20 protein-coding genes are annotated in these 24,843 nt (G+C 69.5%); 2 read left to right on the top strand and 18 right to left on the bottom strand.

Annotated elements, in window-relative coordinates; translation table 11 throughout:
- Positions 1-7: 7 nt before the first annotated feature.
- The 4 genes from ABT114_RS17095 to ABT114_RS17080 form a co-directional block, all read right to left on the bottom strand.
- Positions 8-814 carry an HAD family hydrolase gene (locus ABT114_RS17095; protein WP_351143250.1) on the bottom strand — a complete coding sequence of 269 codons (807 nt, stop codon included), beginning with the start codon at positions 812-814 and terminating at the stop codon, positions 8-10.
- Between the two features lie 45 nt (positions 815-859).
- Positions 860-1,321 carry a carboxymuconolactone decarboxylase family protein gene (locus tag ABT114_RS17090; RefSeq protein WP_351143248.1) on the bottom strand — a complete coding sequence of 154 codons (462 nt, stop codon included), beginning with the start codon at positions 1,319-1,321 and terminating at the stop codon, positions 860-862.
- Positions 1,322-1,447: 126 nt separating this feature from the next.
- Complete coding sequence (locus ABT114_RS17085) at positions 1,448-2,662, bottom strand: FAD-dependent oxidoreductase (RefSeq protein ID WP_351143246.1); 1,215 nt, start codon at positions 2,660-2,662, stop codon at positions 1,448-1,450.
- A gap of 27 nt (positions 2,663-2,689) precedes the next feature.
- On the bottom strand, positions 2,690-3,997 hold the full coding sequence (locus ABT114_RS17080) for a carboxylate--amine ligase (RefSeq protein ID WP_351143244.1): 1,308 nt from the start codon (positions 3,995-3,997) through the stop codon (positions 2,690-2,692).
- 253 nt (positions 3,998-4,250) lie between these two features.
- Between ABT114_RS17080 and fahA the strand changes: the two genes are divergently transcribed.
- Both fahA and ABT114_RS17070 read left to right on the top strand, forming a co-directional pair.
- A complete protein-coding gene (gene fahA / locus ABT114_RS17075; RefSeq protein ID WP_351143242.1) occupies positions 4,251-5,471 on the top strand; it encodes a fumarylacetoacetase in 1,221 nt (406 codons plus the stop codon).
- A 299-nt stretch (positions 5,472-5,770) separates the two neighbouring features.
- Positions 5,771-6,709 carry a M56 family metallopeptidase gene (locus ABT114_RS17070; protein WP_351143240.1) on the top strand — a complete coding sequence of 313 codons (939 nt, stop codon included), beginning with the start codon at positions 5,771-5,773 and terminating at the stop codon, positions 6,707-6,709.
- Between the two features lie 247 nt (positions 6,710-6,956).
- Here the strand turns inward: ABT114_RS17070 and recQ are convergent, their stop codons facing one another.
- The 14 genes from recQ to ABT114_RS17000 form a co-directional block, all read right to left on the bottom strand.
- A complete protein-coding gene (gene recQ, locus ABT114_RS17065; RefSeq protein ID WP_351143736.1) occupies positions 6,957-8,939 on the bottom strand; it encodes a DNA helicase RecQ in 1,983 nt (660 codons plus the stop codon).
- 275 nt (positions 8,940-9,214) lie between these two features.
- Positions 9,215-10,873, bottom strand: coding sequence for an NADH-quinone oxidoreductase subunit NuoN (gene nuoN, locus ABT114_RS17060; RefSeq protein ID WP_351143238.1), 1,659 nt, complete (start codon positions 10,871-10,873; stop codon positions 9,215-9,217).
- Positions 10,870-12,441, bottom strand: a complete 1,572-nt coding sequence (locus tag ABT114_RS17055) for an NADH-quinone oxidoreductase subunit M (RefSeq protein ID WP_351143236.1) — start codon at positions 12,439-12,441, stop codon at positions 10,870-10,872. Before ABT114_RS17055 ends, nuoN begins: the two co-directional genes overlap by 4 nt.
- Positions 12,442-12,446: 5 nt before the next feature.
- A complete protein-coding gene (nuoL, locus tag ABT114_RS17050; protein ID WP_351143234.1) occupies positions 12,447-14,360 on the bottom strand; it encodes an NADH-quinone oxidoreductase subunit L in 1,914 nt (637 codons plus the stop codon).
- 15 nt (positions 14,361-14,375) lie between these two features.
- Positions 14,376-14,675 carry an NADH-quinone oxidoreductase subunit NuoK gene (nuoK, locus tag ABT114_RS17045; protein WP_003974374.1) on the bottom strand — a complete coding sequence of 100 codons (300 nt, stop codon included), beginning with the start codon at positions 14,673-14,675 and terminating at the stop codon, positions 14,376-14,378.
- Positions 14,672-15,517 (bottom strand): NADH-quinone oxidoreductase subunit J, encoded by an 846-nt coding sequence (locus ABT114_RS17040; protein ID WP_351143231.1) that lies wholly within the window; start codon positions 15,515-15,517, stop codon positions 14,672-14,674. The genes nuoK and ABT114_RS17040 overlap by 4 nt, the downstream gene beginning before the upstream one ends.
- Entirely contained in the window at positions 15,514-16,116 is a 603-nt protein-coding gene (gene nuoI / locus ABT114_RS17035) for an NADH-quinone oxidoreductase subunit NuoI (protein ID WP_351143230.1), read from the bottom strand. Before nuoI ends, ABT114_RS17040 begins: the two co-directional genes overlap by 4 nt.
- Positions 16,109-17,485, bottom strand: coding sequence for an NADH-quinone oxidoreductase subunit NuoH (nuoH, locus tag ABT114_RS17030; RefSeq protein WP_351143228.1), 1,377 nt, complete (start codon positions 17,483-17,485; stop codon positions 16,109-16,111). The genes nuoI and nuoH overlap by 8 nt, the downstream gene beginning before the upstream one ends.
- Complete coding sequence (locus ABT114_RS17025) at positions 17,482-19,986, bottom strand: NADH-quinone oxidoreductase subunit G (protein ID WP_351143226.1); 2,505 nt, start codon at positions 19,984-19,986, stop codon at positions 17,482-17,484. The genes nuoH and ABT114_RS17025 overlap by 4 nt, the downstream gene beginning before the upstream one ends.
- The gene (nuoF, locus tag ABT114_RS17020) at positions 19,983-21,329 is read right to left on the bottom strand and encodes an NADH-quinone oxidoreductase subunit NuoF (protein WP_502988334.1); all 1,347 of its coding nucleotides are present in this window, start codon (positions 21,327-21,329) and stop codon (positions 19,983-19,985) included. The genes ABT114_RS17025 and nuoF overlap by 4 nt, the downstream gene beginning before the upstream one ends.
- Complete coding sequence (gene nuoE, locus ABT114_RS17015) at positions 21,329-22,201, bottom strand: NADH-quinone oxidoreductase subunit NuoE (RefSeq protein ID WP_351143222.1); 873 nt, start codon at positions 22,199-22,201, stop codon at positions 21,329-21,331. The genes nuoF and nuoE overlap by 1 nt, the downstream gene beginning before the upstream one ends.
- A complete protein-coding gene (locus tag ABT114_RS17010; protein WP_351143220.1) occupies positions 22,198-23,538 on the bottom strand; it encodes an NADH-quinone oxidoreductase subunit D in 1,341 nt (446 codons plus the stop codon). The genes nuoE and ABT114_RS17010 overlap by 4 nt, the downstream gene beginning before the upstream one ends.
- Positions 23,535-24,287 (bottom strand): NADH-quinone oxidoreductase subunit C, encoded by a 753-nt coding sequence (locus ABT114_RS17005; protein WP_351143218.1) that lies wholly within the window; start codon positions 24,285-24,287, stop codon positions 23,535-23,537. The genes ABT114_RS17010 and ABT114_RS17005 overlap by 4 nt, the downstream gene beginning before the upstream one ends.
- Positions 24,284-24,838: a NuoB/complex I 20 kDa subunit family protein gene (locus tag ABT114_RS17000; RefSeq protein WP_056552623.1), complete on the bottom strand. Its 555-nt coding sequence runs from the start codon at positions 24,836-24,838 to the stop codon at positions 24,284-24,286. The genes ABT114_RS17005 and ABT114_RS17000 overlap by 4 nt, the downstream gene beginning before the upstream one ends.
- Positions 24,839-24,843: the final 5 nt, after the last annotated feature.

Here is a 24,843-nt window from a genome sequence, read left to right as displayed (position 1 = left end):
GGTCCCGTCAGTAGAAGAGTCTCTCGAGGACGACGGCGATGCCGTCGTCCTCGTTCGACAGGGTGACCTCGTCGGCCACGGCCTTGAGTTCCGGATGGGCGTTGGCCATCGCCACGCCATGAGCGGCCCAGTCGAACATCGGGATGTCGTTGGGCATGTCGCCGAAGGCGAGGGCCCGTTCGGCGCCTAGGCCGAGGCGCTCGGCGGCCAGCGCCAGGCCGGTCGCCTTGGTGACGCCGCACGGCTGGAGCTCGACGGTCCCCGGCCCCGACATGGTGACCGTCGCCAGCGAGCCCACCACGGAGCGGGCCGTCACTGCCAACTCGTCGTCGGTCAGGGCGGGATGGCGCAGCAGGACCTTGCTGATGGGCTCGCCCCACAGGTCTTCGCGCCGCCCGACCCGTACCGCGGGCAGGGTCGGGTGGGGCATCAGGTAGCCGGGTTCGATGAGCGTGAGGCCGTCGGCCCCGTCCTGGTCCACGGCCGCGTACACCTGCCCCACCTCGGCCTCTATCTTGCCGAGCGCGGTCTCGGCCAGCTCCCGGTCCAGGGTGACCGACCACAGCAGACGGTCCGCGCCGGCGTCGTACAACTGCGCGCCCTGCCCGCACACCGCGAGCCCCTTGCAGCCGAGGTCGTCGAGCAGCGGCCGCACTCTCGGAGCCGGGCGTCCCGTCACCACGAGGTGCTGGGCGCCGGCCTCCGCCACCCGCGCGAGCGCGGCGAGAGACCGGTCGGAGAGGGTGTCGTCGCCGCGGAGCAGCGTTCCGTCCAGGTCGGTGGCGATGAGTGAGAATGCGAGGGGAGCGGCCATGATCAGAGAATACGGACACCGCGCCCCCTCGACTCACCTCCGTTTTCAGCCCCAAGTGGTGCCCGCGGGCTCCTTGATGGTGGTGTTGATGCGGTTGAACATGTTGGTGACCGAGATGGTGAGGATCAGCGCGGACAGCTCCTTCTCGTCGAAGTGGTCGGCCACCTCGTCCCACAGTGCGTCCGGCACGGACTCCTCGGACCGGTCGGCGAGCCGCGTGACCTTCTCCGTCAGCCGCAGCGCGGCGCGCTCGGCGTCGGTGAAGTAGGGCGCCTCCCGCCAAGCGGAGACGGCGGCGATGCGCTCCTCACTCGCGCCGGCCTTGCGCAGGTTGACCGTGTGCCCGTGCACACAGGCGCTGCAGCCGTTGATCTGGCTGGCGCGCAGCCCGACGATCTCCGCCAGGTCCTGCGCCAGGCCGGCCTCGCCGATCGCCTGGAAGAGGGTGCCGATCCCCTTCATCGCGGTCGGAAGGACGTACGCCGGGTTCGTCATCCGTGCCTGCATGCTGCTGCCTCCTGCGTGTCTTTCGTGTCCGTCGTGTCCGTGTGCAGTGACGAGTTGCCGTCACTGCACTGACGGAGCGGAGGCGCGTGTTGTGACAGACCGACGGAACTCTTTTCGTCCTTCCTTTCAGCCGTGCGCCGCCGCCAGATGCTTCGCCAGCCGCGGGGACGCGAACTCCGTACCGCACACGAAGCGCATCACCGGGCCGTACGAGGCCGCCGCCGGGAGGCCGGTGAAGTACAGCCCGGGCACGGACGACACGTATCCGGCGCCGAGCTTCGGGGTGCCCCGGCTCACCGCGAGCTCGGTGCGCAGTTCGTGGCCGAGGAAGTCCATCGCCGCTATGTCCACCCGATAGCCGGTCGCCGCGATGACGTGGTCGGCGGACAACTGCCGGGTGCCGCCTGTGTGAGGGGCGACTGTCAGCGTCGTACGGTCGTCCGCCGCCCCCGCCCCGACGATCTGCGCCACCTCGCTGACCTGCACCTTTCCCTCGAAGCGGTCGCGCAGCCACCACGCTCCGAGCGGACCGAGGACCCGGCGGACCAGGTAGTGGCGGGTCTGGGCCGGGAGGTACCGGTAGGGGTGCGGGTAGTAGCTGAGCGCCCACAGCGACCAGGCGCGGCCGAAGGGGGACTCGGGGCGCAGCTTCGGCTGCTTCCACGGGGGTGCGCCGAAAGCCACCCGGCCGCGGCCGCGCGAGACCACGTGTACCTGCGCGCCCGCCTCCGCCGCGAGCGCCGCCGTCTCCAGTGCGGACTGGCCCGCTCCGACGACGATGAGTTCCTTGCCGGAGAAACGGTTGAGGTCGTGGTGCTGGGAGCTGTGGGAGACCCGGCCGGTGGGCGCGGGACCGTCCGCTGCGGCAGCGGCCAGCTCCGGGGGCAGGTGGGACAGGCCGGACAGGCCCGTGGCCACGACGACCGCCCGGGCGGTGAACAACTCGCCCGAGTCCAGCTTCAGTTCGAACCCTGATCCGCCGGCTCCGCCGGTCTTGCGATCGACGGAGACCACCCGCACCCGCTCCAGCTCGGGCACCAGCTTCTGCTGGAACCACTCGCCGTAGGCGATGAAGGTGTCGGCGGGGATGATGTCCTCGTCCGTCACCAGTCGGCGTATGCCGGCCGCGTCGCAGTAGTCGACGAGGGTGTGGCCGTGCTGCGGGGCGTCGATGTTGGAGGCCACGGGCGTCGACTTCAGAAGCATGCCCGCGGGCATGTGGTCGCGCCAGCTCACCATGGGCTCGCCGAAGACGCGGACGGGAATGCCGCGTGCCCGCAGATGGGCGGCGGTCGACAGGCCGAAGGGCCCGGCGCCGATGACTGCTACCGGTTGGATCACGAAGTCCCTCCCCAGGACGTTACTTCGTCACTTCGTGGTGGTGCTGCTGGTGCTGCTGCCGCGGCGGCTGGTGCGCCACAGCTGATAGAGGTGCTTCGCGCCCGGCCGCACGAAGCGCGCGAGCATCGTGAAGAACGGCCGCAGGTCGTCACCTGCCAGCCAGGCCAGCTCCGTCCCACTCGCCCGCGTCGGTGCGTGCGGCGTCGTATAGCCGCTGCGGCGGTAGGCGAGCAGGGCGGGCAGGTCGATGTTCTCCACGATGTACCGGTGGCCGGCCCGCTGTTCCCCCTCCGGAACGGTGCGGCCGGTCAGGTCCAGATGCATGGCGCGGACGACGTCCACGCCCGACTCGTTCTCGAAGAGTCGGAACTGGGCGCCCACGCGCGGGTTGAAGTCGAGGAGTTTGTACTGTCCGTCGCGCCGGTCGAAGCGCAGGTCGAGGTCGACGATTCCGGTGAAGCCGATCTGTTTGATGAAACGTGCGGCGAGGTCCGCGAGTTCCGGGTTGTCGACGACGTACGCGTTCGCCGTCATGCCCGCGTGCGGCGGCCAGGAGCGGACCTTCACGCCGGTGAACATCGCGAGCGGGGTCGAGTCCTGGTCGAAGTAGGCGTGCACGATCCAGTCCTCAGCCTGCTCCCTCGGCAGGTACTCCTGGAGGATCACGCCCGGATCTCCGGCGTCGCCGAGCGCGCCGGGGTCTCCGAGGGCGCCGCGGTCTCCGGGGTGCTCACCCCAGTCGCGGGCCAGGGCGAGCAGGCCTTCGCGCGTGGCGATCCTCGTCGTCCCGTTCACGGCCGGCCGTTTGCGCCGTACGAACGCCTCGCGGTTCTTGGCCACCACCGGGAAGCGGGCCTTCTCGGCGAAGGCGACGATGTCGTCGTAGGACTGCGGGAAGGACGCCGAAGGGCTGGGGATGCCGTGTTCCACGCACAGTTCGTGCAGGCCCTGCTTGCTGGCCAGATGGCGCGGCAGGCCCGGCTCGACCCGCGGGAAGAGGAAGCGGTCACCGAGCGCGTCCTGGTGCTCGGCGATCAGAACCGCGGCCTCCTCGTCGGTGGGGATGAGGACGGTGGGTCGGCCGATACGGCGGCCGATCCGGAGCAGGCCCTCCACCAGGTATTCCGGCTCCTCCGTGCCCGTCGTCGGCCAGACGAACGCGCGCTCGAGATAGCGGGATGCGGCGGCCGGCGTGTAACGGTCCTCGGTTATCGCATACATCGGGACGCCGAGGCGGCCCAGGCTGCGGATCGCTCCGACACCACCGTGGTGCAGCGGATAGTCGCCGAACTTCACTATCAGGCCCGGCACCTCACGGTCGGCCTCGAAAGGCACGCTGCTGGTGCTCCTGGCCACGGGTCCCCCCACGTGTCCCCCCTACGGACCGGACCCACCCCGTCCGTGTCCCCCAAAGGACGCTAAGCCGGAATTGGGGCCTCCCACAACCCTAAATCGGACATTGCAAACTCTTTAGACACTGCCCAAGACAGGCAACTCAGCCGTAACGTGTGGCGCGACCACACAGAACGCACCGTGTGGCACGACCAGACGGAACGCACCGCACGCATCCGAGAGTGAGGCAGCACCCATGCCCCCCTTCGACGTCCCCGAGGGCGATCCCTTCGGGCCGCACAACCTTCCGTACGGCGTCTTCTCCCCCGCGGGCTCGGACTCCGCCGAGCGCAGGGTCGGTGTCCGGCTCGGCGACCACGTCCTCGACGCGGGGGCCGCGGCCCTGGCGCTCGGCTCGCCGTACGCCTCCCTGCTCGCGCGGCCGACCCTCAACCCGCTGCTGGCGGCGGGCCGCACGGTCTGGTCCGACGTACGACGCGCGCTGACGGCGTGGGTGACAGTGCCGGCCCACCAGCAGGCCGTCGAACCCTTCCTCCGCCCCCTGTCGTCGGTGACCCTGCACCTGCCCTTCGAGGTCGCCGACTATGTCGACTTCTACGCCTCCGAGAACCACGCCCGCAACGTCGGGCAGATCTTCCGCCCGGACGCGGCGGACTCGCTGACCCCGAACTGGAAGCACCTGCCGATCGGTTACCACGGGCGGTCCGGGACGGTCGTGGTGTCGGGCACGGATGTCATACGGCCGTCGGGCCAGCGCAAGGCACCCACCGACGAGGTGCCCGTCTTCGGCCCGTCCGTCCGCCTGGACATCGAGGCCGAGGTCGGCTTCGTGGTGGGTGCGCCGTCGGAGCCCGACCGGCCGGTGGCGCTCGGGGAGTTCCGGGATCACGTCTTCGGCCTGTGCCTGCTGAACGACTGGTCGGCGCGCGACATCCAGGCGTGGGAGTACGTCCCTCTCGGCCCGTTCCTCGGCAAGTCCTTCGCCACGTCGGTGTCGGCGTGGATCACGCCGCTGGACGCGCTGGCCGACGCACAGGTGGCGCCCCCGGCACGCACGCACACCCTGCTGCCGTACCTGGACGACGCCGGGGAGGAGCCCGGCGGCTACGACCTGCGCATCTCCGTCGCGATCAACGGTCACGTCGTGTCCGAGCCGCCCTTCTCCACCATGTACTGGACCGCCGCCCAGCAACTCGCCCACATGACCGTGAACGGCGCCTCGCTGCGGACGGGGGACCTGTACGGGTCGGGCACGGTCAGCGGCCCGTCCGAGCGCGAGCGCGGCTCCCTGCTGGAGCTGACCTGGAACGGCCGCGACCCCCTCGAACTCCCCGACGGCAAGCGAACGTTCCTGGAGGACGGCGACGTGGTGACCATGACGGCATGGGCACCGGGACCGAACGGGCTCCGGGTCGGACTCGGGGAGGTGACGGGGCGGGTGGTGCCGCGGACCTGACCTCGGTGGTGCCGCGGAACTGACCGATACGGGTGCGCAGGCATCGACCGTCCGCCGCCGGAGGCCCTGACTCCAGCGTCCGCCGCCCTCATACTGGCGGTGGGCGGACGACACGCTTGCCGCACCCACCGCCGCGCCGCCCATCAGCACACCCGCCCCACCCAGTACATCCGCACACCCGCTCCACCCGCTCCATCCGCACACCCGCCCAACCGCACTCCGCCCTTCGCCCCCGTACCTCGCTTCACCCACACGCCCGTGACATCCGCCCCCTCCGATCAGGATCCGGAGCCCGTGGCATGACCGTCTGCCTGCTCCTGTTGAGCGTCGTCGCCCTGGCGGCCGCCGTGCCGGTTCCGCGTGCGCTGACCCGGGCGGTGTGGCCGGAACGGGAACCCGTGGTCGCGCTGTGGGTGTGGCAGTGCCTGGTCGCCACTGTGCTGCTGTGCTGTCTGACGGCCCTCGCGCTGAGCGCCGCCGCCGTCTTCCACACCGTCCGCGTCCAGGTCTTCGCGCCCGCGCCACAGACTGTGACCGAGGCGTACGACCTCTCCGGCGCGCCGCCCTGGGCGACCGCCCTCACCCTGCTGCTGGCCTGCGGTGCCGCCTGGACCACGGCGATGCTCGCCCGTGAACTGGCCGAGGCCCGGCGCCGCCGCGGCCAGGCCCGCGCCCACCTGCGTGAACGTGCCCCCGACCTGCCGGCCGGCCTGCCCGCGGCCCGGGGGCCGCTGCTGGTGCTGGAGGACGAGTATCCCGACGCGTGGTGGCTGCCCGGCCACCCGCCCCAGCTCGTCGTCACCACCGGCGCCCTGCACCGCCTCACCTCGCACCAGCTGGACGCCGTCCTCACCCACGAGCGGGACCACGCCCGCGCCCACCACGACTGGCTGCTGCACCTGTCCACGGCCCTGGCCACCGGCTTCCCCCGCATCCCCCTCTTCGCGCACTTCTGCGACCAGACCCACCGCCTGGTGGAACTCGCCGCCGACGACACGGCGTCCCGCCGCTGCGGCCACCTGACCACCGCCCTGGCCCTCATCGAACTGAACCAGCACCGCGGAGTCCTCTCCTGCGCCTCCAGCCACCGCCTCTTGGGCGAACGAGTCGATCGCCTCCTCGAACCACCCCCACGCCTGGGCCGCAGAGACAGGGCACTCACCACGACGGTGGCAGCCCTGGTCCCTCTTCTCCCCCTACTGATCACGCTCGCCCCGGGGCTGACGGCGCTGGGCTGACTCACCTGCTCCGGCCGCGGGAGATCGCGCCGCCGGGGCGGGCAACGCGGGCGGGCGCGAGCGGCAGCATGGATGAACACGCACGGCACCCCCCAACACCACGCTGCCTTCGCGCTCCTCCAGCCGCGGGCATGCATGCCGTGTGAGGCAGCGCCCGTCCCACAGAACGGCGGCACCCCGTGAGCGCCGGGCCGCGCAACCCACCCCGGTGCCCGGTCGTAGGAGTCGGGCTCGGTGGCTCGGCGGGCTATATCCAGTCGTCGGGCTCCGGCTCGCCGTCCATCTCGGGCCAGTCGTCCGCACCCGGATCGGCGTCGCCCGCCGGGGCCGACTCCGCCGTGGGCGCCCCGTCCAGGGTGGCCAGCACCGCGATCACGCCCTCCCCGTATGTCGCCAGCTTCTTCTCGCCGACCCCGCTGATTCCGCCGAGCTGTGCCACGGTCGTGGGCCAGGCGGTGGCGATCTCCCGGAGCGTGGCGTCGTGGAAAATGACGTACGCCGGGACACCCTGCTCGCGGGCCTGCTCCGCACGCCAGGCACGCAGGGCCTCGAAGGCTGGCAGCAGCTCCTCGGGCAGCTCGACCGCGGCGGCCTTGGGCTTGCGCTCACCCCGGCCGGAGGACGAGGAGGCGGTCCGCGTGGGCGCCGGCTTCTTCGGTTCCTTGCGCAGCGGCACCTCCCGCTCGCGCCGCAGCACCGACCCGCTGGCCTCGGTCAGCACCAGCGTGCCGTAGTCCCCCTCGACCGCGAGCAGACCCTGCGCCAGCAGCTGCCGTACAACGCCGCGCCACTCCCCCTCGGTCAGCTCCTCGCCGATGCCGAACACGGACAGCTGGTCGTGGTCGAACTGGATCACCTTGGCCGTGCGCCGCCCCATCAGGATGTCGACGATCTGCACCGCGCCGAACTTCTGCCCGCGCTCCCGCTGCAGCCGCACCACTGTCGACAGCACTTTCTGGGCCGCGACGGTGCCGTCCCAGGTCTCGGGCGGGGCGAGACAGGTGTCGCAGTTGCCGCAGCCCGCCGGGTCCGGGTCCTGGCCGAAGTAGGCGAGGAGTTGCCCGCGACGGCACTGGGCGGTCTCGCACAGCGCCAGCATCGAGTCCAGGTGCGCGGCAGCCCTGCGGCGGAACGTCTCGTCGCCCTCACCGGACTGGATCAGCTTGCGCTGCTGTATGACGTCGTTGAGTCCGTACGCCATCCAGGCGGTCGAGGGGAGGCCGTCGCGGCCGGCGCGGCCCGTCTCCTGGTAGTAGCCCTCGACCGACTTGGGCAGGTCGAGGTGGGCGACGAACCGCACGTCCGGCTTGTCGATGCCCATGCCGAAGGCGATGGTCGCGACCACGACCAGCCCGTCCTCCCGCAGGAACCGCGACTGGTGCGCCGCGCGCGTGCCCGAGTCCAGGCCGGCGTGGTACGGCACCGCCTCGACGCCGTTGCGGGACAGGAACTCCGCCGTCTTCTCGACCGAGTTGCGCGAGAGGCAGTACACGATGCCCGCGTCGCCCGCGTGCTCCTCGCGCAGGAAGCTCAGCAGCTGCTTCTTGGGGTCGGCCTTGGGCACGATCCGGTACTGGATGTTCGGCCGGTCGAAGCTCGCCTCGAAGTTCCGGGCCGTCGGCATGTTCAGCCGCTGGGTGATCTCCTGATGCGTCGCGCGTGTGGCCGTCGCCGTGAGCGCGATCCGCGGCACGTCCGGCCAGCGCTCGCCGAGCAGGGAGAGCGCCAGATAGTCGGGGCGGAAGTCGTGGCCCCACTGGGACACGCAGTGCGCCTCGTCGATCGCGAAGACCGCGATCTTGCCGCGGGAGAGCAGGTCCAGCGTGGAGTCGAGGCGGAGCCGCTCCGGCGCCAGATACAGCAGGTCGAGTTCACCGGCGAGGAACTCGGCCTCGACCACCCGCCGCTCGTCGAAGTCCTGAGTGGAGTTCATGAACCCCGCGCGCACCCCGAGCGCCCGCAGGGCGTCCACCTGGTCCTGCATCAGCGCGATGAGCGGGGAGACGACGATTCCCGTACCGGGTCTGACCAGGGCCGGGATCTGGTAGCACAGCGACTTGCCGCCGCCGGTCGGCATGAGGACGACGGCGTCCCCGCCGGCGACCACGTGCTCGATGACCGCTTCCTGCTCGCCGCGGAAGGCCCCGTATCCGAATACCCGGTGCAGCGTGGCCAGCGCCTCGCTGTCCGTCACGTCTGGCATCTCCCTGATCCCGCCCGTCCCACCCATCGACCTGTCCCCCGTACGTCGTCCCTCGACCACTGCCTCCACGATAGGGGTCACCACCGACAGCGCCGGAGTTATCCACAGGCTCGCCCGGGCTTCCCCGCTGACGTTCGACCGCAATTCGAACACCCGCCGGCGCATGTGCACCCGCGCCGGGCCGGGACATGCCGCTCAGGCGAACCTGACGATGACGTGCCCGGCGAACCCCGCCTTCCGAGCACGCGCGAGGGCCCCGGTCCCCACGAGGAGACCAGGGCCCCACGCACAAACGCCGCAGGTCAGCGGACGAACACCCCCGCCTGGCTCGCCAGGTCCAGGAAGTACTGCGGCGCTACACCGAGGACCAGCGTCACCGCCACACCGACCCCGATCGCGGTCATCGTCAGCGGCGAGGGCACCGCGACGGTCGGGCCTTCGGTCCGTGGCTCGCTGAAGAACATCAGCACGATCACGCGGATGTAGAAGAACGCCGCGATCGCCGACGAGATCACACCGACCACGACCAGCGGGACCGCTCCGCCCTCCGCCGCCGCTTTGAACACGGCGAACTTTCCGGCGAAACCGGAGGTCAGCGGAATGCCCGCGAAGGCCAGCAGGAACACCGCGAACACGGCCGCCACCAGCGGCGACCTGCGGCCGAGACCGGCCCACTTGGACAGGTGCGTCGCCTCACCGCCCGCATCGCGCACCAACGTCACCACCGCGAACGCGCCGATCGTCACGAACGAGTACGCGGCCAGGTAGAAGAGCACCGAGGACACACCGTCAGGCGTGGTCGCGATGACACCCGCGAGGATGAACCCGGCGTGCGCGATCGACGAGTACGCGAGCAGCCGCTTGATGTCGGTCTGCGTGATCGCGACGATCGCACCGCCCAGCATCGTGATGACCGCGACGCCCCACATGACCGGCCGCCAGTCCCAGCGCAGACCCGGCAGCACGACGTACAGGACCCGCAGCAGCGCACCGAAGGCCGCCACCTTGGTCGCCGCCGCCATGAATCCGGTCACGGGTGTCGGCGCGCCCTGGTACACATCCGGCGTCCACATGTGGAACGGCACGGCGCCCACCTTGAACAGCAGGCCCATGACGAGGAGCGCGGTGCCGAGGAGCAGCAGCGCATCGTTGCCCATGGTGCCGGCGAGCGCCGGGTCGACGTTCGTGATGGTGCCGTCGACGACCTGCGCGATGGTCGCGTACGACACCGAGCCCGCGTACCCGTACAGCAGCGCGATACCGAAGAGCGTGAACGCGGAGGCGAACGCCCCGAGCAGGAAGTACTTGACCGCGGCTTCCTGGGACATGAGCCGCTTGCGGCGAGCCAGCGCGCACAGCAGGTACAGCGGCAGCGAGAAGACCTCCAGGGCCACGAACAGCGTCAGCAGGTCGTTGGCCGAGGGGAAGACCAGCATGCCGGCGACCGCGAAGAGCAGCAGCGGGAAGACCTCGGTGGTGGTGAACCCGGCCTTCACGGCGGCCATCTCGCTGTCACTGCCCGGCACGGACGCGGCCTGCGCCGCGAACGAGTCGACCCGGTTGCCGTGCGCCTCCGGGTCCAGGCGCCGCTCGGCGAAGGTGAACAGGCCGACCAGACCGGTCAGCAGGATCGTGCCCTGCAGGAACAGGGACGGCCCGTCGACCGCGATCGCGCCCATCGCCGCGATGTGCGCCTTGGTGGTGCCGTAGCCGTTGGCCGCGAGCGCGACGACCGCGGCGAAGGCGGCGACGAGCGCGACAACGGACACAAACACTTGTGCGTAGTAACGGGACTTGCGTGGCACGAACGCCTCGACCAGCACCCCGATGATCGCGGCGCCCACGACGATCAGGGTGGGCGACAATTGCCCGTATTCGATCTTCGGCGCGTCGATCTTCGAGATCGGATCGGCCGCGGTTGCCGCGGTTGTCCACAGGCTGTGGACGGCTGTTGCGCTCACTTGGCCGCCTCCACCTCGGGCTGGGGGTCCTTCTTCTGTACGTCGGACATGGTCTGCTTGACCGCCGGGTTGACGATGTCCGTGACGGGCTTCGGGTAGACGCCCAGGAAGATCAGCAGAACGATCAGCGGGGCGACGACCACGAGTTCACGGACCCTGAGGTCCGGCATCGCCTCGACCTCCGCCTTCACCGGACCCGTCATCGTCCTCTGGTAGAGGACGAGGGTGTAGAGCGCGGCGAGGACGATGCCAAAGGTGGCGATGATACCGATCGCCGGGTAGCGCTCGAACGTGCCGACCAGCACCAGGAACTCACTGACGAACGGCGCCAGGCCCGGCAGGGAGAGGGTCGCCAGACCGCCGATCAGGAAGGTTCCGGCGAGTACCGGAGCGACCTTCTGCACACCGCCGTAGTCGGCGATGAGCCGCGAGCCGCGCCGGGAGATCAGGAAGCCGGCGACCAGCATCAGCGCGGCCGTCGAGATCCCGTGGTTGACCATGTAGAGCGTCGCGCCGGACTGGCCCTGGCTCGTCATCGCGAAGATGCCCATGATGATGAAGCCGAAGTGGGAGATCGACGCGTACGCCACCAGCCGCTTGATGTCGCGCTGCCCGACCGCGAGCAGCGCCCCGTAGACGATGCTGATCAGCGCCAGTACGAGGATGGCGGGTGTCGCCCACTTCGAGGCCTCCGGGAACAACTGGAGACAGAAGCGGAGCATCGCGAAGGTGCCCACCTTGTCGACGACCGCCGTGATGAGGACGGCGACCGGGGCGGTGGCCTCCCCCATGGCGTTGGGCAGCCAGGTGTGCAGCGGCCATAGCGGCGCCTTCACCGCGAAGGCGAAGAAGAAGCCCAGGAACAGCCAGCGTTCGGTGCTGGTCGCCATGTGCAGCGAGCCGTTGGCCCGGGCCTGCGCGATGTCCTGGAGGCTGAAGCTCCCGGCGACCACGTAGAGGCCGATCACCGCGGCCAGCATGATCAGACCGCCGACCAGGTTGTAGAGGAGGAACTTCACCGCCGCGTACGACCGTTGCGTCGACGCCGCCTCCTCGCCGTGCTCGTGGGCACGGTCCCCGAAGCCGCCGATGAGGAAGTACATCGGGATGAGCATGGCTTCGAAGAAGATGTAGAAGACGAAGACGTCGGTGGCCTCGAAGGAGATGATCACCATCGCCTCGACGGCCAGGATCAGGGCGAAGAAGCCCTGCGTCGGCCGCCAGCGGCGGCTTCCGGTCTCCAGCGGGTCGGCGTCGTGCCAGCCCGCGAGGATGATGAACGGGATCAGCAGGGCGGTCAGCGCGACGAGCGCCACACCGATGCCGTCCACGCCCAGCTCGTACCTGACTCCGAAGTCCTTGATCCAGGCGTGGGACTCGGTGAGCTGGTAGCGGTCGCCGCCCGGGTCGAAGCGAACCAGGACGACGATCGCCAGGACGAGCGTGGCGAGCGAGACGAGCAGCGCCAGCGCCTTGGCGGCGTTGCGCCGGGTGGCCGGTACGGCGGCCGTGGCGACCGCCCCGATGGCCGGGAGCGCGGCCGTCGCTGTCAGCAGAGGAAAGGACATCGGTATCAGACCGCCCTCATCAGCAGGGTCGCGGCGACGAGGAGTGCCGCACCGCCGAACATCGAGACCGCGTACGACCGTGCGAAGCCGTTCTGCAGTCGGCGCAGCCGTCCGGAGAGCCCGCCGACCGAGGCCGCCGTGCCGTTGACGACGCCGTCGACCAGGGTGTGATCGACGTACACCAGGGAGCGCGTCAGGTGCTCCCCGCCGCGTACGAGCACGACGTGGTTGAAGTCGTCCTGGAGCAGGTCGCGCCGGGCGGCCCGGGTGAGCAGCGACCCGCGCGGGGCGACGACAGGAACCGGGCGGCGCCCGTACTGGGCGTACGCGATCGCGACACCGACGACGAGCACGGCCATGGTGGCCAGGGTGACTGTCGTCGCGCTGACCGGCGAGTCGCCCTCGGCGTGCCCGGTGATGGGCTCCAGCCAGTGCAGGAAGCGGTCGCCGATGCTGAACAGGCCACCCGCGAAGACCGATCCGAAGGCCAGCACGATCATCGGGATCGTCATGGACTTGGGCGACTCGTGCGGGTGCGGCTCATGCCCGTGCTCGTCGGGCTGCCAGCGCTTCTCCCCGAAGAACGTCATCAGCATCACGCGCGTCATGTAGTACGCGGTGATGGCCGCGCCGAGCAGAGCCGCGCCGCCGAGGATCCAGCCCTCGGTGCCGCCCTTGGCGAACGCCGCCTCGATGATCTTGTCCTTGGAGAAGAAGCCGGACAGGCCGGGGAAACCGATGATGGCGAGGTAGCCGAGCCCGAAGGTCACGAAGGTGACCGGCATGTACTTCCTGAGGCCGCCGTACTTCCTCATGTCGACCTCGTCGTTCATGCCGTGCATGACCGAACCCGCGCCGAGGAACAGCCCGGCCTTGAAGAAGCCGTGGGTCACCAGGTGCATGATCGCGAATACGTAGCCGATGGGGCCGAGGCCCGCGGCGAGGACCATGTAGCCGATCTGCGACATGGTGGAGCCGGCCAGCGCCTTCTTGATGTCGTCCTTCGCACAACCGACGATCGCACCGAACAGGAGCGTGACGGCACCGACGACAGTGACGACGAGTTGCGCGTCGGGCGCGGCGTTGAAGATCGCTCCGGAGCGGACGATCAGGTAGACGCCGGCGGTCACCATCGTGGCGGCGTGGATGAGGGCCGAGACCGGGGTCGGGCCCTCCATCGCGTCCCCGAGCCAGGACTGCAGCGGCACCTGGGCGGACTTGCCACAGGCGGCGAGCAGGAGCATCAGGGCGATGGCGGTGAGTTTGCCCTCGGTCGCGTCCCCGGCGAGACCCGCCTCAGCGTGGGTGCCGAGGAGCGGGCCGAAGGCGAAGGTGCCGAACGTCGTGAACATCAGCATGATCGCGATCGACAGACCCATGTCGCCGACGCGGTTGACCAGGAAGGCCTTCTTCGCCGCGGTGGCCGCGCTGGGCTTGTGCTGCCAGAACCCGATGAGGAGGTACGAGGCGAGGCCGACGCCCTCCCAGCCGACGTACAGCAGCAGGTAGTTGTCGGCGAGGACGAGCAGCAGCATCGCCGCGAGGAACAGGTTCAGGTAACCGAAGAAGCGGCGGCGCCGCTCGTCGTGCTCCATGTAACCGACCGAGTACAGGTGGATCAGCGAGCCGACGCCCGTGATCAGCAGCACGAACGTCATCGACAGCTGGTCGAGTTGGAAGGCGACATCCGCCTGGAAGCCCTCGACCGGGACCCAGCTGAACAGGTGCTGGGTCAGCGTCCGGTCCTCGGCACCCTTGCCGAGCAGGTCGGCGAAGAGGACGACACCGAGCACGAAGGAGACGGCCGCGAGGGCGGTGCCGATCCAGTGGCCGACGGCGTCGAGACGCCGGCCGCCGACCAGCAGGACGGCCGCTCCGAGCAGGGGCGCCGCGATCAGCAGCGCAATCAGGTTCTCCACGATTCTTCCGACCCCTTACAGCTTCATCAGGCTGGCGTCGTCGACCGAGGCCGAGTGGCGGGAACGGAACAGCGACACGATGATCGCGAGGCCCACCACGACCTCCGCGGCGGCGACGACCATCGTGAAGAAGGCGATGATCTGGCCGTCGAGATTGCCGTGCATCCGGGAGAAGGCGACGAACGCGAGGTTGCAGGCGTTCAGCATGAGCTCGATGCACATGAAGACCACGATGGCGTTACGCCGGATCAGCACGCCGGTGGCGCCGATCGTGAACAACAGCGCGGCGAGATAGAGGTAGTTGACGGGATTCACTTCGACGCCTCCTCGGCCCGCTTGAAGGTCGCCGGCGGCTCGATCCCGGTCCGCTCCAGGCGCTCCTCCGCGCGCTGCTCCAGCGCCCGCAGATCGTTGAGCGCCTCGGCGGACACGTCACGGATCTGGCCGCGCTCGCGCAGCGTCTTGCTGACGGTGAGCTCGGACGGGGTGCCGTCGGGCAGCAGGCCGGCGATGTCCACGGCGTTGTGCCGGGCGTAGACGCCGGGCGCCGGCAGCGGCGGCACGTGCTTGCCCTCGCGCACGCGCTGCTCGGCCAGTTCGCGCTGTGTCTTCGCGCGCTCGGTGCGCTCGCGGTGGGTGAGCACCATGGCGCCGACGGCGGCCGTGATCAGCAGGGCGCCGGTGATTTCGAAGGCGAAGACGTACTTGGTGAAGATGAGGGCGGCCAGACCCTCCACGTTGCCGTTCGCGTTGGCCTGGCTCAGCCCGTTGAACTCGGTGAGGGAGGCGTTGCCGATGCCCGCCAGCAGCAGGATGCCGAAGCCGAGACCGCTGACGAGGGCCAGCCAGCGCTGGCCCTTGATGGTCTCCTTCAGGGAGTCCGCCGCGGTGACGCCGACGAGCATCACCACGAACAGGAACAGCATCATGATCGCGCCGGTGTAGACGACGATCTGCACGATGCCCAGGAAGTAGGCGCCATTGGCGAGATAGAACACCGCCAAGACGATCATGGTCCCGGCGAGACAGAGCGCGCTGTGCACGGCCTTCTTCATGAAGACGGTGCACAGGGCGCCGATCACGGCGACCGTGCCGAGGACCCAGAACTGGAAGGCCTCTCCGGTGGATGTGGAGTAGGCGGCGAGCTGCGCGCTCATGCCCGCACCTCCTGTTCCCCAGGCTGCTCGCCCTTGGATGCGGCGACCTGGCGCTCCGTGCCGGGCGCGGCCTCGGTGACCAGCCCCCGGTAGTAGTCCTGCTCGTCCATCCCCGGGTAGATGGCGTGCGGGCTGTCGACCATGCCCTCTTCCAGGCCGGCCAGCAGCTGTTCCTTGGTGTAGATGAGGTTGGCGCGGCTGGAGTCGGCCAGCTCGAACTCGTTGGTCATCGTCAACGCGCGCGTGGGGCACGCCTCGATGCACAGGCCGCACAGGATGCAGCGGGCGTAGTTGATCTGGTAGACGCGGCCGTACCGCTCGCCCGGTGAGTAGCGTTCCTCGTCCGTGTTGTCCGCGCCCTCGACATAGATGGCGTCGGCGGGGCAGGCCCAGGCGCACAGCTCGCAGCCGACGCACTTCTCCAGGCCGTCCGGATGGCGGTTGAGCTGATGCCGTCCGTGGAAGCGGGGAGCGGTGGTCTTCTGCTGCTCCGGGTACTGCTCGGTCAGCCGCTTCTTGAACATGGCCTTGAAGGTCACGCCGAAGCCGGCCACAGGGTTCTGGAAACCGGGCTTGGTCTCCTTGGGCTCCTCAGCCATCGGACGCCTCCTTTCCATCACGAGATCCGCCGATCGATCCGTCACTCGCAGTATCGGACCCACCACTGACAATCAACTCCCGCTCGCGGCGCGGGCTGCGCCGAGGCACCGGCGGCAGCTCCTGCCCCGGCAGCGGCGGCACGGGGAATCCGCCGGCCATCGGGTCGAAGCCGGGCGGTTGTTCGGCGGGCTGCTCGGCCTTGCCGGCCTTGTCGCGGAAGATGTCGGCGACGAAGGACAGCAGCAGCAGGACGAGGACACCGCCGCCGACGTAGAGGGCGATGTCGGCGAAGTCGTAGTTCTCGTTCCGCAGGGTCCGCACGGTCGCGACGAGCATGAGCCAGACCACGGAGACCGGGATGAGGACCTTCCAGCCGAGCTTCATCAACTGGTCGTAGCGGACGCGGGGAAGCGTGCCGCGCAGCCAGATGAAGAAGAACAGCAGCAGCTGCACCTTCACCACGAACCAGAGCATCGGCCACCAGCCGTGGTTCGCGCCCTCCCAGAAGGTGCTGACCGGCCACGGGGCCCGCCAGCCACCCAGGAAGAGCGTGGTCGACACGGCCGAGACCGTCACCATGTTCACGTACTCGGCGAGCATGAACATCGCGAACTTGATCGACGAGTACTCGGTGTTGAAGCCGCCGACCAGGTCGCCCTCGGACTCCGGCATGTCGAAGGGGGCGCGGTTGGTCTCGCCGACCATCGTCACGATGTAGATCACGAAGGAGACCGGCAGCAGGATGATGTACCAGCGGTCGTGCTGCTGCTCGACGATCGTCGACGTCGACATCGACCCCGAGTAGAGGAACACCGAGGCGAACGCGGCGCCCATCGCGATCTCGTACGAGATCATCTGCGCGCAGGACCGCAGGCCACCGAGCAGCGGGTAGGTGGATCCGGAACTCCAACCCGCCAGCACGATGCCATAGATGCCGACCGACGCGACCGCGAGGATGTAGAGCATCGCGATCGGCAGGTCGGTGAGCTGCATCGTGGTGCGGTGGCCGAAGATCGAGATCTCGTTGCCGGCTGGACCGAAGGGGATCACCGCGATCGCCATGAAGGCCGGGATGGCGGCGACGATCGGCGCGAGGACGTAGACCACCTTGTCCGCGCGCTTGACGATGAGGTCTTCCTTGAGCATCAGCTTGATGCCGTCGGCGAGCGACTGGAGCATGCCCCAGGGGCCATGCCGGTTGGGGCCGATGCGCAGCTGCATCCAGGCGACGACCTTGCGCTCCCAGACGATGGAGAACAGCACGGTCACCATCAGGAAGGCGAAACAGAACACCGCCTTGACGACGACCAGCCACCAGGGGTCGCGGCCGAACATCGAGAGGTCTTCAGCGGCGAGGTACGGGCTCATGCCTCCACCTCCTTGGGGGCTTCGGCGGCGACCGTCGCCGGGCCGATGCGGACGAGGGAGCCGGGCAGCGCCCCGGTGTCGGAGGCGACGCCGCCGCCGGTGGAGTTCAGTGGGAGCCAGACCACCCGGTCGGGCATCTCGGTGACCTCCAGAGGGAGTTCAACCGTTCCGGCGGTGCCGGTCACGGCCAGTACGTCGCCGTTCTTGACGCCGGCTTCGGCGGCCGTGGCGGCCGACAGACGCGCGTGTGCCGCGTGCCGCGTCCCGGCGAGCGCCTCGTCGCCCTCCTGCAGGACACCCTGGTCGAGCAGCAGGCGGTGCCCGGCGAGAACCGCCTCACCGGCGGCCGGACGCGGCAGCACACCCGCGGTCTCCAGGGGATCCGTGGCCCGCAGTCCGTCCCACGCACCGAGCCGGTCCAGCTCCACGCGCACGGTGCGCAGGTCCGGCAGCCCCAGGTGTACGTCCATGGCGTCGGCGAGCATCTGGAGCACGCGCGCGTCGGTGGGTGCCAGACGGCGGGTGATCTGGTCCGGCTTGAGCGCCGCCTCGAAGAAGCGGACTCGGCCCTCCCAGTTGAGGAAGCTGCCCGCCTTCTCGGCGACCGCCGCGACCGGGAGCACGACGTCCGCGTGCTCGGTGACCTCGCTGGGCCGCAGCTCCAGCGACACCAGGAACCCGACCGCCGAGAGTGCCTCACGCGCGCGTGCCGGGTCGGGCAGATCGGCGACCTCGACTCCCGCCACCACCAGCGCCTGGAGTTCACCGGCGGCGGCGGCCTCGACGATCTGTCCGGTGTCACGGCCGAAGCGGTGCGGGAGTTCGGCGACGCCCCAGGCGGCCGCGACCTCGTCACGCGCGCGCGGGTCGGTGGCCGGACGCCCGCCCGGCAGCAGTGTCGGCAGCGCACCCGCCTCGACCGCGCCGCGCTCTCCCGCCCGGCGCGGAATCCACACCAGCCGCGCGCCGGTCGCGGAGGCGGCCCGTACGGCCGCGGTCAGTCCGCCCGCCACACCGGCCAGCCGCTCTCCGACGGCGATCACCGCGCCTTCGGCGCGCAGTGCCTCGGCGGCCTTGGCGCCGCCCTCCTCCAGGCCGACCCCGCTCGCGAGCGCGTCCAGCCACTCGGTCTCGGTACCGGGAGCCGCCGGCAGCAGCGTGCCGCCCGCCTTCTCCAGGCCGCGCGTGGCGTACGTCGCCAGCGAGAACACCTTCTGCCCGTGCTTGCGCCAGGCCTTGCGCAGCCTCAGGAAGACGCCGGGCGCCTCCTCCTCGGACTCGAACCCGACCAGCAGGACGGCGGGCGCGTTCTCCAAGGACGTGTACGTGACGCCCGTACCGTCGAGGTCACGGCCGCGTCCGGCGACCCGCGCGGCCAGGAAGTCGGCCTCCTCGCCGCTGTGCACGCGCGCGCGGAAGTCGATGTCGTTGGTGTCGAGCGCCACGCGCGCGAACTTGCTGTAGGCGTAGGCGTCCTCGATGGTGAGGCGACCTCCGGCCAGGACACCCGCCCTGGAACGGGCCGCGGCGAGCCCCTGGGCCGCCGCTTCCAGAGCCTCCGGCCAGGACGCGGGCTCCAGAGCACCCGCGGCGTTGCGCACCAGCGGCGTCTCGAGCCGGTCGCGCTGCTGGGCGTAGCGGAACGCGAACCGCCCCTTGTCGCAGATCCACTCCTCGTTGACCTCCGGGTCGGGGGCCGCGAGGCGCCGCATGACCTTGCCGCGCCGGTGGTCGGTGCGCGTGGCGCAGCCGCCGGAGCAGTGCTCGCACACGGAGTGCGAGGAGACGAGGTCGAAGGGGCGGGAGCGGAAGCGATACGCCGCCGAGGTCAGCGCGCCGACCGGGCAGATCTGGATGGTGTTCCCGGAGAAGTACGACTCGAAGGGGTCGCCCTCACCGGTGCCGACCTGCTGGAGCGCGCCCCGCTCGAGCAGTTCGATCATCGGGTCGCCCGCGATCTGGTTGGAGAAGCGGGTGCAGCGGGCGCACAGCACGCACCGCTCGCGGTCAAGCAGTACCTGCGTGGAGATCGGGACGGGCTTCTCGTACGTCCGCTTCCTGCCCTCGAAGCGGGACTCGGCGTTGCCGTGCGACATGGCCTGGTTCTGCAGCGGGCACTCGCCGCCCTTGTCACAGACCGGGCAGTCCAGCGGGTGGTTGATGAGCAGCAGCTCCATCACACCGTGCTGGGCCTTCTCGGCGGCCGGCGAGGTGAGGTGGGTCTTCACCACCATCCCGTCCGTGCATGTGATCGTGCAGGACGCCATCGGCTTGCGCTGGCCCTCGACCTCGACGATGCACTGGCGGCAGGCGCCGGCCGGATCGAGGAGGGGGTGGTCGCAGAAGCGGGGGATCTCGATGCCGAGCTGTTCGGCGGCCCGGATGACCAGGGTGCCCTTGGGCACGCTGATCTCGACGCCGTCGATGGTCAGCGAGACGAGGTCTTCCGGCGGGACCGTCGCCTCTCCCCCTCCGGAGGGAGCGCTGGTGGTCACAGTCATGCGTTCACCTCCGTGCGGTCGGCCCAGGCCGTCGACTTGGCCGGGTCGAAGGGGCAGCCGCGGCCCGTGATGTGCTGCTCGTACTCCTCGCGGAAGTACTTGAGTGAGGAGAAGATCGGCGAGGCGGCGCCGTCGCCGAGGGCGCAGAAGGACTTGCCGTTGATGTTGTCGGCGATGTCGTTCAGCTTGTCGAGGTCGGACATGACGCCCTTGCCGGCCTCGATGTCGCGGAGCAACTGCACGAGCCAGTACGTTCCTTCGCGGCAGGGCGTGCACTTGCCGCAGGACTCGTGGGCGTAGAACTCGGTCCAGCGGGTGACGGCGCGGACGACGCAGGTCGTCTCGTCGAAGCACTGCAGCGCTTTCGTGCCGAGCATGGAACCCGCGGCGCCCACTCCTTCGTAGTCAAGAGGGACGTCGAGGTGTTCGTCGGTGAACATCGGCGTCGAGGAGCCGCCCGGCGTCCAGAACTTGAGGCGGTGGCCCGGGCGCATCCCGCCGCTCATCTCGAGGAGCTGCCGCAGCGTGATGCCGAGCGGGGCCTCGTACTGGCCGGGGCTGGCGACGTGGCCGCTGAGCGAGTAGAGCGTGAAGCCCGGGGACTTCTCGCTGCCCATCGACCTGAACCATTCCTTGCCCTTTTGCAGAATCGCGGGAACTGACGCGATCGACTCGACGTTATTTACAACAGTTGGACACGCATAGAGACCCGCGATCGCAGGGAAGGGGGGACGGAGCCGCGGTTGACCACGGCGGCCTTCGAGCGAGTCGAGCAGTGCGGTCTCCTCACCGCAGATGTACGCGCCCGCGCCCGCGTGCACGGTGAGTTCGAGGTCGAGTCCGCTGCCCAGGATGTTCTCGCCGAGGTAGCCCGCCGCGTAGGCCTCGCGCACGGCCTCGTGCAACCGCCGCAGCACTGGGACGACTTCACCACGCAGATAGATGAAGGCATGCGACGACCTGATGGCATAACACGCGATCACAATGCCCTCGATGAGGCTATGCGGGTTCGCGAAGAGGAGCGGGATGTCCTTGCAGGTTCCGGGCTCCGACTCGTCGGCGTTGACAACTAGATAGTGCGGTTTTCCATCACCCTGAGGAATGAACTGCCATTTCATTCCCGTCGGGAATCCCGCGCCGCCGCGCCCGCGCAGACCGGAGTCCTTGACGTACGCGATCAGGTCGTCCGGCGACATGGCGAGCGCCTTGCGGAGTCCCTCGTATCCTTCGTGCCTTCGGTAGACGTCCAGCGTCCAGGACCTGTCCTCGTCCCAGAAGGCCGACAGCACGGGTGCGAGCAGCTTCTCGGGGCTGGTGTCTTTCAGCTCGGGTGCCAAGGTCATCACTCCCCCTCCTCAGCGGTAGGCCCTGCCGGGTGGGCCGGGTCGGAGGCCGATGTGTCCTGCGGCGCGTCGTGCGAGCTCAGGTGCTCGGCGGGCGAGGGCTCGTGCATGACCCTGTCCTGCGGCTCGTCGTGCGGACCGCCGTCGCGCGGATGGACCACGCGCGCGGGTGCGGCCTCTCCCCTGGCCAGGCGGAGGCCCACCAGCGACGCAGGTCCCGCACTGCCGCCGGCCTCGACGGCCCCGTCCCGCTCGTCGGGGAAGCCGGCCAGGATCCGGGCGGTCTCCTTGAAGGTGCACAGCGGCGCCCCGCGCGTGGGCTCGACCGGGCGTCCCGCGCGCAGGTCGTCGACGAGACGCTTGGCGCTGCCCGGGGTCTGGTTGTCGAAGAACTCCCAGTTGACCATCACGACCGGCGCGAAGTCGCAGGCCGCGTTGCACTCGATGTGCTCCAGGGTGACCTTGCCGTCGTCGGTGGTCTCACCGTTACCGACGCCCAGGTGCTCCTGGAGGGTCTCGAAGATCGCGTCGCCGCCCATCACCGCGCACAGGGTGTTGGTGCAGACGCCCACCTGGTAGTCACCGCTCGGCCTGCGTCGGTACATCGTGTAGAAGGTCGCGACCGCGGTGACCTCGGCGGTGGTCAGGTCCAGCATGTCCGCGCAGAACTGCATCCCGGTGCGCGTGACGTGTCCCTCCTGCGACTGCACGAGATGCAGCAACGGCAGGAGGGCCGACCGGGAGTCCGGGTAGCGCGCGATGATCTCGTGCGCGTCGGCCTCGAGCCGGGCTCGGATGTCGTCCGGGTAGCCGGGCGCGGGCAGTTCGGGCATGCCCAGGCTGACGCCCCGCTCCGAAGAACTGGTGGTCACCGGTCGACGCCTCCCATCACGGGGTCGATGGACGCGACGGCGACGATGACGTCGGCGACCTGGCCGCCCTCGCACATCGCCGCCATGGCCTGCAGGTTGGTGAAGGACGGGTCACGGAAGTGGACCCGGTAGGGGCGGGTGCCGCCGTCGGACACGGCGTGCACCCCGAGCTCGCCCTTGGGCGACTCGACGGCCGCGTACACCTGTCCCGGCGGCACGCGGAAGCCCTCGGTGACGAGCTTGAAGTGGTGGATCAGGGCCTCCATGGAGGTGCCCATGATCTTCTTGATGTGGTCGAGGGAGTTGCCGAGGCCGTCCGGTCCCAGGGCGAGCTGGGCGGGCCAGGCGATCTTCTTGTCGGCGACCATGACCGGGCCGGGCTGCAGCCGGTCCAGACACTGCTCGACGATCGCGAGCGACTGGCGCATCTCCTCCAGGCGGACGAGGAAGCGGCCGTAGGCGTCGCAGGAGTCGGCGGTCGGGATCTCGAAGTCGTACGTCTCGTAGTCGCAGTACGGCTGCGTCTTGCGCAGGTCGTGCGGCAGGCCGGTGGAGCGCAGGATCGGGCCGGTGGCGCCGAGGGCCATGCAGCCGGCCAGGTCGAGGTAGCCGATGTCCTGCATGCGGGCCTTGAAGATGGGGTTCCCGGTGGCGAGCTTGTCGTACTCCGGGAGGTTCCTCTTCATCTTCTTCACGAACTCGCGGATCTGGTCCACCGCGCCGGGCGGCAGGTCCTGGGCGAGTCCGCCGGGGCGGATGTACGCGTGGTTCATCCGCAGGCCCGTGATGAGCTCGTAGATGTCGAGAATCATTTCACGATCACGGAATCCGTAGATCATGATCGTGGTGGCGCCGAGCTCCATGCCGCCGGTGGCAATGCACACCAGGTGGGAGGACATCCGGTTCAGCTCCATCAGGAGTACCCGGATGATCTTGGCTCGCTCAGTGATCTGGTCCTCGATGCCGAGGAGCTTCTCGACGGCGAGGCAGTAGGCGGTCTCGTTGAAGAAGGACGTCAGGTAGTCCATGCGCGTGACGAAGGTGGTGCCCTGCGTCCACGTGCGGAACTCGAGGTTCTTCTCGATGCCGGTGTGCAGATAGCCGATGCCGCAGCGGGCCTCGGTGACCGTCTCGCCCTCGATCTCCAGGATCAGGCGGAGCACTCCATGGGTGGACGGGTGCTGGGGACCCATGTTGACGACGATGCGTTCGTCGTCGGCCCGGGCCGCGGACTGGACGACCTCGTCCCAGTCGCCGCCGGTGACCGTGTATACGGTGCCTTCCGTGGTTTCCCGCGCCGAGGCGGCGGACGCGGCGGATGCTGACTGCGTGCTCACGAGTACGACCTCCGCTGGTCCGGAGCCGGGATCTGGGCGCCCTTGTACTCGACGGGGATGCCGCCGAGGGGGTAGTCCTTGCGCTGCGGATGGCCCTGCCAGTCGTCCGGCATCATGATCCGCGTCAGGGCCGGGTGACCGTCGAAGACGATCCCGAAGAAGTCGTAGGTCTCCCGCTCGTGCCAGTCGTTGGTCGGGTAGACGGAGACCAGGGACGGGATGTGCGGGTCGCTGTCCGGGGCGCTGACTTCAAGGCGGATCAGCCGGTTGTGGGTGATCGAGCGCAGGTGGTAGACGGCGTGCAGCTCGCGACCCTTGTCGCTCAGGTAGTGGACTCCGCTGACACCGGTACAGAGTTCGAAGCGCAGGGCCGGGTCGTCGCGCAGGGTGCGGGCGACGCGGACCAGGTGCTCGCGCTCGATGTGGAAGGTGAGTTCGTCGCGGTCGACGACCGTCTTCTCGATCGCGTTCCCGGCGAGGAGACCCTGCTCCTCCAGCGCGCCCTCGAGTTCGTCGGCGACCTCGTCGAACCAGCCGCCGTAGGGACGACTCGCCGGTCCCGGGAGCCGGACCGAGCGGACCAGACCGCCGTAGCCGGAGGTGTCGCCGCCGTTGTTGGCGCCGAACATGCCGCGCTGGACGCGGATCTCCTCACCGCCCTCGCCGCGCTGGCCGGGGAGGTTGTCGGCGGCGAGGTCCTTCTCGGGGTTGACCCCGTTCGCGCCGCCGTTGCCGTTCGCGTCGCTCATCGCAGCAGCCCCTTCATCTCGATCGTGGGCAGAGCCTTGAGCGCCGCTTCCTCCGCCTCGCGAGCCGCCTCCTCCGCGTTCACGCCGAGCTTGGAGGTCTGGATCTTCTGGTGGAGCTTGAGGATCGCGTCCAGCAGCATCTCGGGCCGCGGCGGGCAGCCGGGCAGATAGATGTCCACGGGGACGATGTGGTCGACGCCCTGGACGATCGCGTAGTTGTTGAACATGCCGCCGGAGGAGGCGCAGACGCCCATGGAGATGACCCACTTGGGGTTCGGCATCTGGTCGTAGACCTGCCGCAGCACCGGCGCCATCTTCTGGCTCACCCGGCCGGCGACGATCATCAGGTCCGCCTGGCGCGGAGAGCCCCGGAAGACCTCCATGCCGAAGCGCGCCAGGTCGTAGCGGCCGGCACCGGTGGTCATCATCTCGATGGCGCAGCAGGCCAGGCCGAACGTGGCGGGGAAGACGGACGCCTTGCGCACCCAGCCCGCGGCCTGCTCGACGGTGGTCAGCAGGAAACCGCTCGGCAGCTTTTCTTCGAGTCCCATGTCCT

It is taken from the genome of Streptomyces sp. NPDC002088 (assembly GCF_040296605.1).
Taxonomy (GTDB): domain Bacteria; phylum Actinomycetota; class Actinomycetes; order Streptomycetales; family Streptomycetaceae; genus Streptomyces.
The sequence above is the reverse complement of the archived record's forward strand: the minus strand, read 5'-3'. Positions and strand labels throughout refer to the sequence as shown.

Bases quoted from the DNA above. Each gene is read 5' to 3' on its own strand.
- ABT114_RS17095 (WP_351143250.1), bottom strand. From the start codon at position 814: ATGGCCGCTCCCCTCGCATTCTCACTCATCGCCACCGACCTGGACGGA.
- ABT114_RS17090 (WP_351143248.1), bottom strand. From the start codon at position 1,321: ATGCAGGCACGGATGACGAACCCGGCGTACGTCCTTCCGACCGCGATG.
- fahA (WP_351143242.1), top strand. From the start codon at position 4,251: ATGCCCCCCTTCGACGTCCCCGAGGGCGATCCCTTCGGGCCGCACAAC.
- ABT114_RS17070 (WP_351143240.1), top strand. From the start codon at position 5,771: ATGACCGTCTGCCTGCTCCTGTTGAGCGTCGTCGCCCTGGCGGCCGCC.
- recQ (WP_351143736.1), bottom strand. From the start codon at position 8,939: ATGGGTGGGACGGGCGGGATCAGGGAGATGCCAGACGTGACGGACAGC.
- ABT114_RS17055 (WP_351143236.1), bottom strand. From the start codon at position 12,441: ATGTCCTTTCCTCTGCTGACAGCGACGGCCGCGCTCCCGGCCATCGGG.
- ABT114_RS17040 (WP_351143231.1), bottom strand. From the start codon at position 15,517: ATGAGCGCGCAGCTCGCCGCCTACTCCACATCCACCGGAGAGGCCTTC.
- nuoI (WP_351143230.1), bottom strand. From the start codon at position 16,116: ATGGCTGAGGAGCCCAAGGAGACCAAGCCCGGTTTCCAGAACCCTGTG.
- nuoH (WP_351143228.1), bottom strand. From the start codon at position 17,485: ATGAGCCCGTACCTCGCCGCTGAAGACCTCTCGATGTTCGGCCGCGAC.
- ABT114_RS17025 (WP_351143226.1), bottom strand. From the start codon at position 19,986: ATGACTGTGACCACCAGCGCTCCCTCCGGAGGGGGAGAGGCGACGGTC.
- nuoF (WP_502988334.1), bottom strand. From the start codon at position 21,329: ATGACCTTGGCACCCGAGCTGAAAGACACCAGCCCCGAGAAGCTGCTC.
- ABT114_RS17005 (WP_351143218.1), bottom strand. From the start codon at position 24,287: ATGAGCGACGCGAACGGCAACGGCGGCGCGAACGGGGTCAACCCCGAG.
- ABT114_RS17000 (WP_056552623.1), bottom strand. From the start codon at position 24,838: ATGGGACTCGAAGAAAAGCTGCCGAGCGGTTTCCTGCTGACCACCGTC.